Source organism: Streptomyces neyagawaensis (assembly GCF_023516595.1).
GTDB classification, from domain to species: domain Bacteria; phylum Actinomycetota; class Actinomycetes; order Streptomycetales; family Streptomycetaceae; genus Streptomyces; species Streptomyces neyagawaensis.
Window position 1 is genome coordinate 1 of the sequence record NZ_JAMGBG010000074.1, and the last position, 17,424, is coordinate 17,424.

The 17,424-nt window shown below is 69.2% G+C and carries 13 protein-coding genes; 2 read left to right on the plus strand and 11 right to left on the minus strand.

What is annotated here, in order from left to right:
• On the minus strand, positions 1-2,559 hold a 2,559-nt coding region (locus M8J73_RS27960), incomplete at its 3' end, for a hypothetical protein (protein ID WP_249829230.1).
• 68 nt (positions 2,560-2,627) lie between these two features.
• Here M8J73_RS27960 and M8J73_RS27965 point away from each other — a divergent pair.
• Positions 2,628-3,503 carry a FadR/GntR family transcriptional regulator gene (locus M8J73_RS27965; protein ID WP_079054610.1) on the plus strand — a complete coding sequence of 292 codons (876 nt, stop codon included), beginning with the start codon at positions 2,628-2,630 and terminating at the stop codon, positions 3,501-3,503.
• Positions 3,504-3,624: 121 nt separating this feature from the next.
• On the opposite strand, the gene M8J73_RS27970 is transcribed toward M8J73_RS27965, so the two are convergent.
• The 9 genes from M8J73_RS27970 to hemL form a co-directional block, all read right to left on the minus strand.
• Entirely contained in the window at positions 3,625-4,734 is a 1,110-nt protein-coding gene (locus tag M8J73_RS27970; RefSeq protein ID WP_055536546.1) for a CU044_5270 family protein, read from the minus strand.
• Positions 4,731-5,360, minus strand: a complete 630-nt coding sequence (locus M8J73_RS27975; protein WP_055536545.1) for an RNA polymerase sigma factor — start codon at positions 5,358-5,360, stop codon at positions 4,731-4,733. Before M8J73_RS27975 ends, M8J73_RS27970 begins: the two co-directional genes overlap by 4 nt.
• 108 nt (positions 5,361-5,468) lie before the next feature.
• Positions 5,469-6,557 carry a c-type cytochrome biogenesis protein CcsB gene (gene ccsB, locus M8J73_RS27980; RefSeq protein ID WP_055536544.1) on the minus strand — a complete coding sequence of 363 codons (1,089 nt, stop codon included), beginning with the start codon at positions 6,555-6,557 and terminating at the stop codon, positions 5,469-5,471.
• The gene (gene resB / locus M8J73_RS27985; RefSeq protein ID WP_055536543.1) at positions 6,554-8,269 is read right to left on the minus strand and encodes a cytochrome c biogenesis protein ResB; all 1,716 of its coding nucleotides are present in this window, start codon (positions 8,267-8,269) and stop codon (positions 6,554-6,556) included. The genes ccsB and resB overlap by 4 nt, the downstream gene beginning before the upstream one ends.
• 4 nt (positions 8,270-8,273) lie before the next feature.
• The gene (locus tag M8J73_RS27990) at positions 8,274-9,071 is read right to left on the minus strand and encodes a cytochrome c biogenesis CcdA family protein (RefSeq protein WP_206187732.1); all 798 of its coding nucleotides are present in this window, start codon (positions 9,069-9,071) and stop codon (positions 8,274-8,276) included.
• Position 9,072: 1 nt separating this feature from the next.
• Entirely contained in the window at positions 9,073-9,675 is a 603-nt protein-coding gene (locus M8J73_RS27995) for a TlpA family protein disulfide reductase (protein WP_169797800.1), read from the minus strand.
• A gap of 76 nt (positions 9,676-9,751) precedes the next feature.
• Positions 9,752-11,026 carry a polysaccharide deacetylase family protein gene (locus tag M8J73_RS28000; protein WP_249829231.1) on the minus strand — a complete coding sequence of 425 codons (1,275 nt, stop codon included), beginning with the start codon at positions 11,024-11,026 and terminating at the stop codon, positions 9,752-9,754.
• Positions 11,027-11,538: 512 nt separating this feature from the next.
• The gene (locus M8J73_RS28005; RefSeq protein WP_055524051.1) at positions 11,539-12,213 is read right to left on the minus strand and encodes a histidine phosphatase family protein; all 675 of its coding nucleotides are present in this window, start codon (positions 12,211-12,213) and stop codon (positions 11,539-11,541) included.
• Complete coding sequence (hemL, locus tag M8J73_RS28010; protein WP_055540962.1) at positions 12,210-13,529, minus strand: glutamate-1-semialdehyde 2,1-aminomutase; 1,320 nt, start codon at positions 13,527-13,529, stop codon at positions 12,210-12,212. Before hemL ends, M8J73_RS28005 begins: the two co-directional genes overlap by 4 nt.
• Positions 13,530-15,021: 1,492 nt before the next feature.
• On the opposite strand from hemL, the gene M8J73_RS28015 reads away from it, so the two are divergent.
• Positions 15,022-15,459 carry a hypothetical protein gene (locus M8J73_RS28015; RefSeq protein ID WP_003974483.1) on the plus strand — a complete coding sequence of 146 codons (438 nt, stop codon included), beginning with the start codon at positions 15,022-15,024 and terminating at the stop codon, positions 15,457-15,459.
• Positions 15,460-15,577: 118 nt separating this feature from the next.
• Here M8J73_RS28015 and M8J73_RS28020 read toward each other — a convergent pair whose 3' ends face one another.
• Positions 15,578-17,029 carry a glycoside hydrolase family 43 protein gene (locus M8J73_RS28020; RefSeq protein WP_055540315.1) on the minus strand — a complete coding sequence of 484 codons (1,452 nt, stop codon included), beginning with the start codon at positions 17,027-17,029 and terminating at the stop codon, positions 15,578-15,580.
• Positions 17,030-17,424 lie beyond the last annotated feature (395 nt).

A 17,424-nucleotide genomic window follows, 5' to 3' on the forward strand; every position in this document is an offset into this window, starting at 1 on the left:
GTGGGAGGTGTGGAAGACGCCCGCGTCCTGGGTGGCGTTGGCTCCGGACAGGTTCACCGCCGAGCCGACCTGGGTGAAGGTGGTTCCGTTGGTGGAGTAGTACCCGCTGACCTGGTTGCCGGTGCGGGTGAGCCGCAACCAGACCGGTGCCTTGATGCCCGTGGTCTTCTTCTCGGCGTCGAGGTATCCGTCGCCGTTGGAGTCGTACTCGAGGACGACTCCGTTGCTGGGCGTCACGGCCATGACCGCGTAGCCTGCCGAGCTGCCGGCGCCCTTGATGCTGTTGCGGACCATGATGCCCGCTTTCGCCCAGGGGTTGGTGTTGTCCAGCTGGCTCACCTTGGTGGTCACGGTGGTGCCGTTGGTGAACGACTGGTTCTGGTAGACGGCCCCGTACTGGTCGTCGTGCTGCGGCGTACCGCCCCAGACGTCGGCCCCGGCCCCGGTGATCGCGAACTGGCCGTTCGCCTGGCTGAAGGTGGCGGGCGAGTTCACCGCGAAGGTGGAGTAGGGGGCGGTCACCGGGTACTTGAGGTACTGGTACGCGGGTTCCAGGCCGGCGTCGTTCATGACCGTTCGGGCGCCCGCCGGCCAGTCACCGTCTGTGATGATCTGCGTGCCGCTGACCACGCTGCCACGGTTGCCGTCAGTGACGTCACCGGCCTTCGTGGCCCAGTTGTCGGTCAGGGTGAAATTGCCGGTGTTGAAGTTGCTGGCGACGTTCTGGTGGGCGTAGGCGCCCACCCGGTCGAAGACGTTGTTGGTGGCGGACAGGTATCGCGACCCCTCGTCGAAATACATGCCGAAATAGATGCCTCCGTTGCCGCCGACGCTGCAGTAGTTCCGGTCGATCACACTGGAGGGGTTCGCCGACAAGGTGTAGAAGCAGCCGGCGTCGTTCATCGACTGCAGGAAGTGGTGCACGTAGTTGGCGACGACCTTGTTCCCCTTGGCTGTCGTCGGGGTGTCGTAGACCGGCTGGTAGTTGTACAGACCCCGGCGCTGGTACTCCGGGCTTCCGCCCTGGTCGTTGACTCCCCATCCGTAGCCGATGCTGATGCCGCCGTAGGGGACGTCGTACACCTCGTTGTGGCTGATCTCGCTGTTGGTGGTGTATGTGGCGAGAATCGCGTGGTTGTCGCGGTAGTCGATGGCGACGTCGTGGATGAGGTTGTTCTTGATCGTGATGTCCTTGTTCGTCATCCGGACGTCACTGGGATGATGCGCGTCTTCCCGGAGTCCGCCGACGATGATGGCGCCCGCCGCGATCTGCTTGAAGACCGAGCCGACGACGGTGATGTCGCCGGCCCCCAGGCCGACACCTGAGGTGTGCGCGTTGGCGTCCTGGCCGATGCCGAGGCCGTAACTGCCGAGGCCGATGAACTTGTCGTTGCTGAACGTCACGTGGTTCGCGGCGGACACCTGTACCGCCGCGGGCATCTGCAGCCACTTCGGCCGGGTCGCCTCGAACAGGCTGCATCCCGCCTTGCAGGAGGTGAAGGCGTCCGACGGCCTGTTCCAGTTGCCCTTGATGTACCCGCCGGTCTGCTGGTCGGCCCAGCCGTCGTTGGAGCTCGGGTGCAGCCAGCTCGTGTGGGAGAACTGCACACCGACGAAGGACAGGTGGTGGACCGGCGCATCGTAGGTGCCGCCGACGCTGATGAGCGACTCCAGCCGCGGCAGCTCCACGTCAGCAGTACTGATGTCCTGCCCCGCCAGCGGCTTGTAGTAGAGGTAGCCGGTGGCGGTGTTCAGATACCACTCCCCACCGGCATCGAGGATCTCGTAGGCGTTCTCCAGGTACGCCGGTCCCTTGCGGAACGCGTTCTGGACGACGTCCCAGCCCCAGGTGTTGTTGTCCCAGGCGGGCTGCTGCATGGTGAACGTGTTGTTGCTGATGCTCTGGACCGGCATGTAGCGGTCGGTCCAGCTGTTGAGCGTCTCGAGCTCCACCCGGCTCTGGTTGGCCAGCGTGTTCAGGTAGCTCAGCGCGGGTTTGGTGAAGGTGAACCCGGTCGGGTTGAACGTGAAGTCGGAGCGATTGACCTGGGTGCGCGCCCGGGTGGCGAGCAGGCCGTCGACGTAGAGCTGGCGGGTGTCGAAGCCGGTGCCGACGTTGGCGCGCCAGATGTTCTTGGCCGCGTCGAACTGCGACCAGCCGGTTACCTTCCGCGCCCCCGAGATGATCGGGTCAGCACCGGGGGCGGCCTTCCACACCACCGTGTGGCCGTTGTTGCCCGAGTCGGCGGCAGTGAAGGAGAGCGGGTCGGAGAGACGGTAGGTACCGTCCGCCAACTGCACGACGATGTCGCCGGTCATGCCGGAGTTGACCGCACGCACCGAGGTCTTCGCCTGGGTGATCGAACACGGCTGGGCGGAGGAGCACGCGGTACCGCTGCCCGAGGGTGACGCGTAGAGCGTCGTCATGGTCGCCGCCTGCGCCGTTCCGGCGGACGCGACCGCGGAGAGCAGGGCGCCGACGAGCGCCGTCGCCACGGTCGCGGCACGTATCCGCAGCCGGGGGCCGCGTGAGGGGATCGTTCTTCGGAGTGAAAGCACGAGAGCTCCTTCGGTGATGCGCACCGTGCCTGGTCCCCTCTCGGTCGCGACCCGGCGGGAATTCGGCCATGTTTCACCGGCGTTTCGCCGGGGCGGAGGAACTTCATCATACGAATGACATAATCCGCAAGGTGTATGCTGTGGTATTTCCTGATCATGAGGAGCCGCGCGTGCCCCGTACCCCGGCCAGTCGTCAACGACTGGCGCCTGCGCCCTCGGAAGGGTCGCTGGGAGCCGTTCCCCGACGGCAGACCGGTCGGCTCAGCGACACCGTGGTGACCTATCTCGTCGACCGCATTGTGGGCGGGGCCTATCCGCCGGACTCCGCGCTGCCCATCGAGGCGGTGCTGTGCGAGGAGTTCGGCGTCAGTCGGACCGTGGTGCGCGAGTCGGTGAAGGTACTCGAAGAGAAGGGGCTGGTCAGGGCGGCGCCCGGGCGCGGTACACGGGTGCGTGAGCCGCAGGAGTGGAATCTCCTGGACCCTGTCGTCCTGGAGGCCCAGATCCGTCACGACCGGACGCTGACGATCCTCGACCAGCTGGTCAGCGTGCGGACCGCCCTGGAGGCCGAGATGGCCGCCGACGCGGCCGGCCGCATCACCGACCTCGAACTCGCCGGGCTCGAGGAGCAAGCCACCGCGCTGCGGGAGGCACTGGACGACCCGGTGCGCTACGCCGAGGAAGACGCCACCTTCCACGAGATGATCATGAGGGCTTCCGGAAACCTCCTGGGTCAAGCCATCATCCGCAGCATTCACGGCAAGGCCCGCCTGTCACGCCTCTATGTCGGTCACGCAACCCGCGACGGCTTGACCGAGTCACTGGCCGAGCACGTGGCCATACTCGAGCTGCTCCGCCGACGTGACGCCGACGGAGCCGCCCGCGCGATGCGCGAGCACATCGCCCGCGCCTGGGCGAGCCGCCGGCCGACCCCGCAGCCGTGACATCACCGGCGGGCCCCACGTCCGAGAGATGCTGCCGCACTGGCCCTACGCCCAGGCTTAGACCACGTCATCCGACCCGCGCCCGCCGCCGAACCGCGCACCCCGAGCTACTGGGCGCCCCTCACGGCCGCTCCCCCGTGCGGTCCACCACCCCCCGCTTCAGGATCGCCGCCGACGACACCAGGTCCCCGACTCGCAGCGACTCGCAGTCCCCGTCCGGCGCGTTGAGGTTGACCGAGTTGAACGCCAGGAACGCCGACGTCCGCTCGTCGAAGAGCAGTTCGTAGCGGGACCGGCCCTGCCCGAAGTCGTTGAACCACCCCGCGATCCCGACGGACACACCCGAGCGGCCCACCGTGTCCCGCGCCCCCTCGTACACCGTCAGCCCGGGGATCCGGGCCAGCGCCCGGTACAGCGCGACCTCCTCCTTCGGCGGCAGCAGCTGCCCGGCCAGCAGCTCGGCGCCCTTCGCGAACGCCTTCCGGTCGGCGCGCCTGTCGCCGGCCTTCGGCTCCTTGCCGGCCTTGGCCCCGTACAGGTACCGGTACATCCCCTCGACCCCGTCGGGCAGTTCGTCCTCGGCCTGCCGGTAGGAGGTGATGAAGCCCTTCATGCGCGGCAGCACGTGGAGACGGCGCTCCCCGAACTGCTCATCGCGGGCCAGCCCGGCGTGCTTGCCGTCCACCGACCTCCAGAACTCCCGGGTCCCGAACGGATGCCCCTCGTCGGTGCTGTCGCAGTCGGAACGCATCAAGTCCTCGTCCAGCTTCCAGTGGTAGTCCTCCTGCTTGATGTAGACGAACTGGTCGTCCTCGATCGCGGGCTGCTTCCGCTTCCCGACCGCCTCGGCGGCCCGCTCCAGCACCTCGGCGGCCCTCCGGTCGCTGAGGGTGCCGCCCGACGGGTCCCCCTGCTTGAGCACACTGGGCGCCGGGGGCTCGGCGATCACCGCGGAGCCGACGACCACGGCGACGGTCAGGGCGGCCGCCACGGCGGGCGCGGCGAAGGCGGGCCGCCGCCAGAGCGGCCGTACGGCCACCGGACGCGAGGTGTCCGCGCTCTCGGTACGGTTCTCGATCTCCCGCATCAGCTGCTCCCTCAGGACACGGTGACGGCCCGGCGGCAACTCCCGCTCCACGGCGGCGGGAACCTCCGGAGAGGACTCGGTCTCCGGGGAAGCCGTGGCCTCCGGCGGGGACGGGGTGTCGTGGGGGGACGGGTTCTCGTTCACTGGTTCCCCTCCTGGATGGGCCCGGCCACAGGGGTGCGGCCGCCTTGTGTCTGTCCGCGCCCGGCGGCGGGTTCCCCGGCGAGCGCCGCGGCGAGCTTCGCGCGGGCGCGGGAGAGGCGGGAGCGGACCGTGCCCACGGGAACGCCGAGCGCCTCCGCCGCGGCGGCGTAGTCGAGGCCGCCCCAGGCGCACAGCGCGAGCACCTCGCGCTCGGGCCGCCGCAGCCGGTCCACCGCCGTGCGCACCGCCCGCAGATACGCCGTGTCGTCGACCTTCCCGGCCACGTCGTCGGCGAAGTCCCGCACGGACTCGGGCCTCGGCAGCCGGGCCACGGCCGCGGCGTGCCGCCGGGCGGTGCGGCGGCTGTTGCGGGTCACGTTCGTGGCGATGCCGAGCAGCCACGGTCGCGGCGAACCGCCCTCCCGGTCCAGCCGGTCCCGCAGCCGCCACGCCTCCAGGAAGGTCAGCGACACGATGTCCTCGGCCGTCGACCAGTCCCCCGTCAGCCGGAAGGCATGGTTGTACACGGAACGCGCGTACGCGTCGAAGACCTCGCCGAAGGCCTCCGCGTCCCCGTCCCTGATCCGGGCGCGCAACGCGCTCCGGTCCCCCTGATTCGTCTCCACGTCCTCCCCCTGTCCGCACGCCGAAGGCCGGTTCCCGTGACCCACGTCACAGAAGACCGGCCTTCGGCGGATGAAGTTGTACGGGAGAGGCCCGCGAGGCCCCTGCGGTCAGACGCCCGCGTAGGAGTGCTTGCCGCTGACGAAGATGTTGACGCCGTAGTAGTTGAACAGCCAGCAGGCGAAGGCGACGAGCGCGATGTACGCGGCCTTGCGGCCCTTCCAGCCGGCGGTGGCGCGGGCGTGCAGGTAGCAGGCGTAGGCGACCCAGGTGATGAACGACCAGGTCTCCTTGGGGTCCCAGCCCCAGTAGCGGCCCCACGCGTCGCCCGCCCAGATGGCGCCCGCGATGATCGTGAACGTCCACAGCGGGAAGACGGCGGCGTTGACGCGGTACGAGAACTTGTCGAGGGACGCCGAGGCGGGCAGCCGCTCCATGACGGAGGTCGCGAACCGGCCCGGCCGGCCGCCGCTCGCCAGCTTGCTCTCGTAGGAGTCCTTGAACAGGTACAGGATCGTGCCGACCGCGCCCACGTAGAAGACGGCGCCGCAGAAGATCGCGGTGGAGACGTGGATGTACAGCCAGTACGAGTGGAGGGCGGGAACCAACTGGTCACTGGCGGTGTACAAGACAGTGACGGCGAGACCGAGATCGAGGAGGACCGTGGTGATCAGCGGCAGGCCCAGCCAGCGCACGTTCTTCTTCAGCGCGAGCAGCACGAGGTACACCCCGACGGCCACGGTGGAGAAGGTGATGTTGAACTCGTACATGTTGCCCCACGGCGCCCGCTGCACCGACAGCGCCCGCGCGAGCACACCGGCGGCCTCGACGGCCCACGCCAGCACCGTGAGGGACACGGCGATACGGCCGTAGAGGTCGCCCTGCTCGTCCCCGCCGTGGGCGCCCGGTCCGTCCGGCACGTCCCGCGCGCCGGCGGCGGCCCGCACGACCACCTTCGGCCGCTCCAGCACGGAGGTGCCCCCGGCCGACTTCACGGTCACCGAGGGCGCGGCCGCCTTCTTCGCCGCGCCGTCCTGGGAGGTGAGCGCGGCGGCCGTCCGGCCCACCTTGCTGCGGCTGCCGAACAGCCATTCGGCGATGTACGCGAAGAAGGCCAGCGTGTACACGGCCATCGCGGAGTAGATCAGCGTGTTGCTGATGTTCGCGAGATTCTCGTTGGTCGCGGCGGCGAGAGTCACTTCTCAGCCCCTTCGGCAGTGACGACTGGGGGTTCGGAGTCGGGGTCGGGGTCCGGGTCGGGGTCGACGTCCGGGTCGGGCGCGGTGGGAGCCTCGTCGTGGATCACTCCGGCCAGGTCGCCCAGCTCCTCCGGCACCTTCGCGGACTCGCTGCGGCCGAGGCCCGCCATCTCGACCACGGTCACCCCGTCGGGCCCGGCGACCGCGCGGACCCACACCCGGCGGCGCTGGATGAAGAGGGACCCGGCGAGACCGAGGATCGCGGTGATCGCGCCGCCAAGAGCCCAGCCGCTGCCGGGCTGCTGGGTCACCTGGAAGCCGGCCCACTCCTTGACCCCGTCGAACGTGATGGTGCCCGCACCGTTCGGCAGGGTCATGGACTCGCCGATCTCCAGGTTCTCCCGCACCTGCGCGCCCTTGGCGTCGCGGAACGCCTTCAGCTTCGACTTGTCGAGCTGGTACACGCTCTGCGGGAGGCCCGCGTTGACCCTCAGGTCACCGTGGTACGGCGTCAGGTTCAGCCGCGGGTTCAGCAGCGCGGGGAACTGCGAGACGACCGCCGAGTCCTTGCCGCCGTACGTCGGGAGGAAGAACGCCTGGATACCGAGCTGGTCCCACGTGCCCTTGCCGTCGCGGTAGCCGTCCATCACCTTGATCGCGCCGGTGGAGGTGACGTTGGAGTCCAGCGGCAGCAGCGGCACCGCGTCCTCGAAGACGACCTTGCCCCGGCCGTCCTTGATGGTGATGACGGGCGCGTAGCCGTGGCTGACGAGGTAGACCTTGGAGTCGTCGATCTCCAGCGGCTTGTTGACCTCGATCCGGGTGGTCTTCTCTTTGCCGTCCGCGCCGACGGCGTAGACGACGTTCGCCTCGTAGATCCGCGGGGTGCCCTTGTTCGGCCCGGTGGCCTCATAGGTGCCGCGGAAGTTCTTGAGGTCGAAGCTGAACGGGTTGAGGTCGTCGGCGGAGAAGAGGTTGCCGGACTTGAAGTCGTCGTACTGCGTGAGTGTGTTGGCGAACCCGTCGCCCTCGACGATCAGCTTGTTGCCCTCGGACTTGTAGAGCTGGCCCCAGGCGAAGGCGATGAGCATCACGATCAGCGCGAGATGGAAGGCGAGGTTGCCGGCCTCCCTGAGGTAGCCCTTCTCCGCGGCGACCGCGTCCCCGGCGACATGCGCGCGGAACCGGCGCCGCTTCAGCGCCTTCAGCGCGACCTCGCGGACCTGCTCCGGGGTGGCCCCGGTGCGCCAGGTCGCGTAGGCGGGCATGCGCGTCAGCCGCTTCGGCGCGCCCGGCGGGCGGCCCCGGAGCTGGCCGACGAACTGCCAGGTGCGGGGCACGATGCAGCCGATGAGCGAGACGAACAGCAGGATGTAGATCGCGGAGAACCACACCGAGCTGTAGACGTGGAACAGCCCGAGCTTCTCGTAGACCGGCCCCAGGGTGTCGTGCCGCTTCATGAAGTCGGCGACCCGGGTCTCGTCCTGTCCGCTCTGCGGGATCAGCGAGCCGGGGATCGCCGCGAGCGACAGCAGGAACAGCAGCAGCAGCGCGACCCGCATGGAGGTCAGCTGCCGCCAGAACCAGCGGGCCCAGCCGATCACTCCGAGCTGGGGGACGTTGAGGGCGTCCTCCTGCGGGGCGGTGGACAGCCGCGAGCCGACGACGTCGAGTTCGCTGTCGTCGCGCTTGCCGGAGTCGGTCGTCGTCATTGGCTCAGATCCCAGGGGTGAAGCCGGTGGACCAGACCTGCATCTCCTGCACGATGCGGTCCCAGGCGCCGGTCAGCATGAGCACGCCGATGGTGATCATCATGCCGCCGCCGATGCGCAGCACCCACGCGTAGTGCCGCTTGACCCAGGCGAACGCGCCGAGCGCCTTGCGGAAGGCCACCGCGGCGAGCACGAAGGGCAGGCCCAGCCCCAGACAGTACGCCACCATCAGCAGCGCGCCGCGCACGGCGCTGCCCTCCTGCATCGCGAGGACGTTCACGGCGGCGAGGGTCGGGCCGATGCAGGGGACCCACCCTATGCCGAAGAGCGCACCGAGGACCGGGGCGCCCACCAGTCCGGTGGCCGGCTTGGTGTGGAAGCGGAACTCGCGCTGGGTGAGCCAGGGCATCAGCCCCATGAAGAAGAGACCCATGAAGATCATGAACCCGCCGAGCACCTTGGTCAGCACCTGTTGGTGCTCCAGGAGCGTCGTGCCGAAGTACCCGAACAGGGCCCCGCTGGAGACGAACACCGCGGTGAACCCGAGCACGAACAGCCCGGCGCCGGCCGCCATCCGCCCCTTGCGGGCGTCCGCGAGGTCGGTGCCGCCGACGCCGGTGACGTACGACAGATAGCCGGGCACGAGGGGCAGGACGCAGGGCGAGAAGAAGGAGACGAGACCGCCGAGCAGGGCGACCGGCAGCGCGAGCAGCAGGGCCCCGCTGGAGACGGTCTCGGTGAGCCCGGAGGCGTTGGTGGTGAGGGCGGTGTTCAGCACGGTCGCGGTCGTCGTTCCCGGCACGTCACTTCTCCGCGAGGACGGGCTTGATCATCTTGCGCAGCAGTTTCTCGGTGAGCGGCGTCTGGGCCCGCGCCGCGAGCCTGCCCTCCCGGTCGACGACGATCGTCGAGGGGATCAACTGCGGGTTGAGGGTACCCTTCTCGAACCGGAGCAGCAGCTTGCCCGTGGGGTCGTACAGGCTCGGGTAGGTGACCTTGAACTCTTCCTCGAAGGCCAGCGCGGGACGGGTGCTGGTGTCGCGGGTGTTGATGCCGACGAACTGCACGCCCTGACCGGCGAGGTCCTTGGAGACCTTGGCGAAGTTGGCCGCCTCCGCGCGGCACGGCGGGCACCACGCGCCCCAGACGTTCAGGACGACGATCTTGCCCTTGTAGGCGGAGGCCACATCGAGTTCGCCACCGTCGATGGTCCGGCCGGCGAGCTTGGGCGCGCTGTCCCGCTCGCCCTTCTTCACGGTCGCGATGCCGTCGGAGCCGGCGACGAAGCCGGTACCGCCGCCACCGCCCTCGATGCCTCCGCCCGAACAGGCGGACAGCACCAGCGCCAGGGCCGCGGCCCCGGCGGAGAGCAAAGCGGCACGACTACGGCTCGTACGGACACTCATGTGAAAAGTTTCGCATGCCCGTTTCGTCGACCTGCGGCGGGGTCGAGCAGCCCGCCCGGTCCTGCGTCCGCCGAGGTCAGGCGGCCGAGCCCGCCTTCAGGAAGTCCTTCCAGCCGCCCGTCGGCTCCTGCCCGACCCCGAGGGTCCGGAGCTTGGCGAGGACCTCCGGCTTCTGCACGTCCATCCAGTCGACGAACTGCCGGAAGGAGACGATCCGGATCTCCCCGTCCTTGGCCTTCTCCTTGGCCCGCGCGATGTGCTTGAGGGCCCCCTCGACGGCGTCCATGTAGACCCCGCCGTTCCACTCCTCGAAGTGGTTGCCTATGAACAGCGGCGCCCGGTTCGTCTCGTACGCCCGCTGGAATCCGGCCACGTACGCGCCGGTGGCCTGGGTGCGGTAGGCCGGGTAGTTGGCGGGCGGGGCCTGGGTGGAGTTCTGGGACTGGTTGTACATGATGTTGTAGTCCATCGACAGGACCTCGAAGCTGCGGCCCGGGAACGGCACGGACTGCAACGGCAGGTCCCAGATGCCCTGCTTCTTGTGGGGCCAGACCTGGAGACCGCCGGGCGAGGACGAGTCGTAGCGCCAGCCCAGCTCGCGCGCGGTGGGCAGCAGGTTCTGCTGGCCGAGCAGACACGGGGTGCGTCCGCCGACCAGTTCCTTCTCGTAGTCGAAGGGCAGCGGGTCGAGGTCGGTCCAGCCGCTGTTCGTCTTCCACTCCGTTACGAACGACTTGGCCTGCTCTATCTCGCTGCGCCACTGCTTGGGCGTCCACTTGCCGACCGACCCGAAGCCGTCGCCGCAGAAGTGGCCGTTGAAGTGGGTGCCTATCTCGTGGCCGTCGAGCCACGCCGTCCGCAGGTGCCCCAGCGTCGACTTGATGTGCTCGTCGGTGAGGTAGCCGATGTCGGAGGCGCCGGGGGCGTTGTTCGGCGGGAGGTACTTGCGCTTCTTCGACTCGGGCAGGAGGTAGATCCCGGAGAGGAAGAACGTCATGTGGGCGTCGTGGTCCCGGCCCGCCTTCAGGAACCGCTCGAAGAGGCCGTTCCCGACATCGCCGGCGCCGTCCCAGGAGAACACCACGAACTGCGGCGGGGTCTCGCCCGGCTCCAACGGCCGGGGCTTCTCCGGCTGGTGGGGCTGCTTGCCGGTACGGGCGGTGGAACCGTCCCCGATCGGCGTCACCTTCTTCTCGGGCTTCCCCTTGCCCTTGCCGCCACCCCCGGACCCCCCGGAACCGCCGGCCTCGCTGGGCTTGCCCCCGAGCCCCGTGCCGCAGCCGGTCAGCCCCAGCCCGGCGGCGGCCCCCGCCCCGAGCCCGAGCACTCCCCTACGCGATATGTGGCCCATTACGTCCCCCTTGTTCAGGTCACGCCCCGCTCGACGTGAAGCACACCGTTTTAGAGGTCAGGGGAATCGCCGGGGTTCCGCCGATCTGGCACATATTGCAGAGCCTTTGACCGAAAACGGTTGTATGCGCCCTCCGTACGCCTCACACCGAAGCGCACGCCGGGGGCACACGCGTAGGCACGACCCCCCGAACGAAAGAGCACGCCTCATAGGACAGACGTACGGACTGCGGGGTTCCAGTTGATCAAGACCAAAGGGCTGCGACTTGAGGAGAAGGAAGAGGGCGCCGTCAGGGCCACAGGGAACTGCGCGGCTTTCAGGGACCCGAGGGACGCCGGGTGCCATGGGAACCGAGGGGCAACCGCACGCTTTCAAGGGGCGCGGGGAACTGCGTGACCAGCCACGGCGGCCCCGCAGTCACCCACCGACCTCAGTCACCCGGCACTTCGGAGGCACCCGGCAACCCGAAGGCACCCGGTAGCCCGAAGGCACCCGGCCCCCAAGCGGAGCGCTCACGCTCCGAAGGCCTTGTCCTTCCCCTTCACCGGCTTGGCCCCCGCCAGGAGATGCGGCGGCACCAGATCCCGCGCCGGCTCGCTGTACCCCACCGACACGATCTTGTCCCCCTGATACGTGAACGTCGTCAGGGACGCGAGCGTGCACTGCCGCCGCCGCGGATCGTGCCACAGCCGCCGCCGCTCGACGTACGACCGGACGATCCAGATCGGCAGCTGGTGCGAGACGAGCACGGCCTCATGCCCGCGCGCCGCGTCCTTCGCCGCGTCCAGCGCCCCCATCATTCGGACGACCTGGTCGACGTACGGCTCCCCCCACGACGGCTTGAAGGGGTTCACCAGGTGCTTCCAGTTCTCCGGCCGCTTCAGCGCGCCGTCGCCGACCCCGAAGGTCTTGCCCTGGAAGACGTTGTCGGCCTCGATGAGCCGCGCGTCGGTCGCGAGGTCCAGCCCGTGCGCCTTGGCGATCGGCGTGGCCGTCTCCTGCGCCCGCTCCAGCGGCGACGCCACGACGTGGGTGACGTCACGGGTGGCGAGGTGCTCGGCGACCCGGTCGGCCATCCGGCGCCCGAGGTCGGAGAGGTGGTACCCGGCGAGCCGCCCGTAGAGGATCCCGTCCGGGTTGGCGACCTCGCCGTGCCGCATCAGGTGGACGACGGTGATGTCACTCATGCTGCTGTGGCCTCCGCTGCCGCTCGCGCCGCCGCCGGGAGGGCGTCGGCGATTCTCTGGACCGCCTGCTCGTCGTGTGCGGTGGACACGAACCACGACTCGAACGACGACGGCGGCAGATAGACGCCCTGCGACAGCATCGAGTGGAAGAAGGCGTTGAACCGGAAGGACTCCTGCGTCTTGGCGTCCTCGTAGTTCCGTACCGGGGTGTCCGTGAAGAACACGGAGAACATGTTGGAGGCGTTCTGCAGCGTGTGCGCGACGCCCTCCTTGGTGAGCGCCTCCGTGACGAGCCCCTGGATCTGGAGGGACACCGCGTCGACGACGTCGTACGCCGCGTCGTCGAGCAGCCGCAGCTGCGCGAGCCCGGCGGCGGTGGCGACCGGGTTCCCGGAGAGCGTGCCGGCCTGGTAGACGGGCCCGGCGGGCGCGAGGTACGCCATGACGTCGGCACGGCCGCCGAAGGCCGCCGCGGGGAAGCCGCCGCCCATGACCTTGCCGAAGGTCATCAGGTCGGGGACGACCCCGTCGATCCCGTACCAGCCGGCCCTGCTGGTGCGGAAGCCGGTCATGACCTCGTCGGAGATGTACAGGGCCCCGTTCTCGGCGCAGACGTCCTTGAGTCCCTGGTTGAAGCCGGGCAGCGGCGGTACGACGCCCATGTTGCCCGGGGACGCCTCGGTGATCACGCACGCGATCTCGCCGGGGTGGGAGGCGAAGGCGGCGCGCACGGCGTCGAGGTCGTTGTAGGGGAGGACGATGGTGTCGCCGGCCTGGGCACCGGTGACGCCGGGGGTGTCCGGCAGGGCGAACGTGGCGACCCCCGACCCGGCGGCGGCGAGCAGCGAGTCGACGTGGCCGTGGTAGCAGCCGGCGAACTTGACCACCTTGCTACGGCCGGTGAAGCCGCGGGCGAGCCGGATCGCGGACATGGTGGCCTCGGTCCCGCTGGAGACGAGCCGCACCTGCTCCAGCGGCCCGACGCGGTCGACCATCTCCTCGGCGAGCGCGACCTCGCCCTCTCCGGGGGTGCCGAAGGACGTACCGCGCGAGACGGCGTCCTGAACGGCGGCGATGACCTCGGGACGGGAGTGCCCGAGGATCATCGGCCCCCAGGAGCACACGAGGTCGACGTACTCACGGCCGTCGGCGTCGGTGAGGTAGGGACCGGTACCGGACACCATGAACCGGGGCGTACCGCCCACGGCGCGGAAGGCGCGCACGGGAGAGTTCACGCCGCCGGGCGTGACGGCCGCCGCGCGCTCGAAAAGAGTCTGCGAAACTGGGGCTTCGTACGGATAGCTCACACAGGCCATGGTGTCAGAGGCTCCGAAGATCCTGCCGACTGGTGTTTGCGCGCACGTTTCGGCGAGCGGTCGCGGGGGAGGTCACTGACACGATGATCGGGTTGCGCGGCGGGGATCACGTGGCCCAGAAATGCGTTCGGGTGGAGATATGCATCGCGGTGGCGGACTGGGCGACGGGACCGGTGACCTCGGCCCTCGTCGTGCCCGGCGGGGAAGGCACCGGCGCGACGCGGAGGAGACTGCGGAGACCCCACGACAGGAACGAGGCGGGTCCGGCGCGTCCGGCACCGCGTCGAGCGGTAGCGGTACGGGCGGACTGGGTGGACTGCTGGGCGGGCTGAGTGGGCTGAGTGGGCTGGGTCGACCGGGCGGATCCGGTGGATCGAGCGGTTCGGCCGGGCCGGGTGGGTCCAGCGGTTCGACCGGGTCGAGCACGTCGACCGGGACGGGTACGCCGTCGGACGGCCCCGGCGGCGTGATCGGACCCGGCGCACAGGACGGCCCGAGTGGTCCTGGTGGTCCTGGCGGTCCTGGCGGTCCTGGCGGTCCGGGAGGTTCCGCCGGACAGGGTGGCCGGGACGCAGCAGCGGACACCGGATCCGCGGACCCCACAGGACCGGCGAACGGACCCACGACACCGACGGGCCCCCTGCGCGGCCTGGGTCCGCTGGGTTCCCTGGGAGCGCTGGGCTCCCGGAGGCTGCGCGGCGGACAAGGGCCGCAGGGATCTCAGGGCGAGCAGCCGACGTCGGGCGGTGCGCAGCCGACCTCGGGCGCGCAGCCGGCGTCGGGCGGGGCATCGGCGTCGGGCGACGCGCAGCCGCCGACGCCGTCGGGTCCCCCGTCACAGCCCCCGCTCGGTGGCACCCCGCAGTCACCCCGGTCCCCCCAGTCACCTCACTCCCCTTCCTCACTCCCTTCTCTCCCTTCACTCCCCTCGCCGCCCTCACCGTCGGCGCCCCAAGGGTCGCCGGGGTCACAGCCCCCGTACGCTCCGCACGGCCCGCAGGGCGTGTACGGTCCGCAGGGTGCGCACGGCACATACGAGACCCAGGACAGGGCGAACCCGGCCGACGGGTCCGTCGGCATGCCCGGACGGGACGGAGCGAACGACGCGCAGCAGGAGGGTTCGCGGTTCTCGCGCCGTCGGCGAGCCACACGCAACGGTTCCGACCGCGTCGAGGGCGGTTCCGACCGCGCCGAGACCAGTCCTGACCTGCCGGAGAACGATTCCGACCGACTCGAACCCGGCGGTGCCGACCGGATCCAGGGCGGCGGCCCTGAGCGGATCGGGCGGCGCAGCCGTATGGAGGGTATGGACCGTATGGATCGCGCCGAGCATGTGGATCGTGTCAATCGTGACGGAATGGATCAGACGGGCCAGACGGACCGGCCTGACGCCGTCGACCGTGAGAGCCGTGCGGCGCGCAGGCGCCGTACGGACCGCCTCGACCAGGTGGTCAACCGGCTCCACACGGCCGGGAGCAGGAATGGTGGTCGGGTGGGGGTGACGTACAAGTACTTCGGCGCGCCCGACGGCGCGACCGCAGCCCGCGTCCCGATCTCGATGCGCCCCGAGGAACTCGGCGGCGACGAGCTCGGCATGAACGGCATGTTCACCAAGATCAAGCCGGAGACGATGGCCGCGATGGTGCTGACCGGCATCGAGGGCGTCCCCCTGCACAAGGTCCCGCCGCTGGAGCTGGTCGTCCTGCACCCCGACTACGCGGTCGTGAAGCTGCCGATGACCGTCGTGGACCCGCTGCGCGGCATCGGCGAGGAAGCGGTCGGCGCGGCGGCCTTCATCTGGTCCACGGTCCCGGACCGCGGCGGCCCCCGCGACGCGTTCAACGTGTACCAACTGCTCCACGAATGGCAGGACTTCAGCCACCGCCTCCACGAGGCGGGGCACCAGCCGTACTGTCTGGTGTGGCCCTGAGCCGAAGCCGGACGGAGCAGAAGGAGGCCCTCACCGGTAGTACCGGTGAGGGCCTCCTTCTGCCTGTATGGACCGGCCCCGGAGGCCTTCGCCCCCGGGGCCGGGTCTCACCCACGGGTCAGCTCGTCACCTTGAAGGTGGCGTCGCTGCGCGCTGTCGCGGTGGTGATCGGGTCGAGCTTCAGGTAGTAGGCGTAGTGGCGGATGTACCGGTCCGGGAAGTTGTAGGACTGGAACGACGACCAGGTCGAGTCGGCGAGCCCGGCGACCTTGTTGAAGGTGGCGTCGGCGGCGAACTGGGCGGTGCCGTCGTTGTAGGCGAGCTGGAAGTCGTAGTGGGAGTGCCGCAGGAAGTACCCGGGCATGTTCACCGACTCGAAGGAGACGGTGCCGGTGCCGGCCAGGCCGGTTCTCATCCGGAACTGGGAGTCGTCGACGGGGCTGACGTTCGGGTCGATGCGCACGTCCCCGTTGGTGTGCCGGACGTACCGGTCCTGGAAGTTGAACGACTGGAGCCGGTTGATCGCGGTGTTGGGCCAGCGGGCGAGTACGCGGCTCTCCTCGGCGGCGGTGAGGTTCAGGATCCAACCGTGGCGCTTCTTCGTGCCGCCCATGTTGTAGCTGGTCGACGCCTGCTTCTGGTAGCTGGCGGGGTCGGACGGGTCGGTCGTCAGGACCGGCATGTAGCCGCCGTTGGTGGCGTACTGGTCGAGGTAGAGGGCCCACTTGTTGGTGCCGTTGAACTTCATCCACATCGGGCCCTCGACCCGCGTGCCGGTCTGGCCCTGCGTGCCGATCAGGCCGATGCCGGAGAGGTCACCGAGCTTGGTCCAAGTGCCGAGGATCGAGTTACTGCCCTCGATGGTGATCTGCCCGTCGCCGGAGGCCCGCACGTAACGGTAGTTACCGACACCCTGGGGGACCTCGATGATCTGGGTGTCGATGATCTCCTGGGTGCCGGGGCGGTCAATGTAGATCTGCGGGGTGCTGATGGTGCGGAAGTCGCTGGTCCGGGCGTAGAAGATACGGTGTTTCGTCGCGCCGTTCTGGGGCACGTTCGTCGCCCAGTACAGGACGTAGTCGTTGGTGGCCGGGTCCCAGATCGCCTCCGGCGCCCACGCGTTGCGCCCGTCGGGGATCGCGCCCGCGACGTTCAGCAGCCACGGCTGCGACCAGGTGACCAGGTCCGTCGACTCCCACACCACGAGGTTGCGGCTGCCGTTGTTGATGGACTGACTCCAGGTCTGTCCGCAGGCGATGCACAGGTCGGTCGCGATGATCCAGTACTTGCTGCCGTCGGGGGATCTCACCAGTGCGGGGTCGCGCACGCCCTTCGTACCGACCGTGGAGCGCAGGACCATGCCGCCGCCGTTGAGGTCGCTCCAGTGCACGCCGTCCGTGCTGTGCGAGAGGTACATCTGCTGGTTGGTCGCCCCCTCCCCGGTGAAGTGCACCATCAGGTAGCCCGGATCGGCGGCGGCTGCCCGCTGCGGCGTGGTCAGGGCTTGGGATGTGAAGAGCAGACAGGCGGCGACCAATATCGTCGCCAGTCGGGAGAGGAGTGGGCGCATGCGCGTTCCTGTCTTTGCTTGCGGGTTCGTGGCGCAGATCGACGACAGATGACCATTGTTCGATATCTAGAATGCCGTCTGAAAATGCGGCCAGACGCTATAGGTGCCGCAATAGGGTGTCAAGACGTGCGGAAAAAGAAAGCCGGTCACAGAGACGGCAAGAGGGACGGGGAGTGACGCGACGATCCGTCAAGCCAGGTCAGCTCATGTTCGACTAGCCGAACATCGTTCGACACCTATTGACGAGCCTCGCATTTCCATTCATACTCGCGCAGCCCGAGGCCAATAAGGACCAGGCCTTTCAGGGGATCGTGGTGAAAACCCTTTGGCGGCCCGCGGTGGCCGCTGTTACTTTTCCGGCAGGCCGTGCGAGAGAACGAGGAGGTGGTACCCGT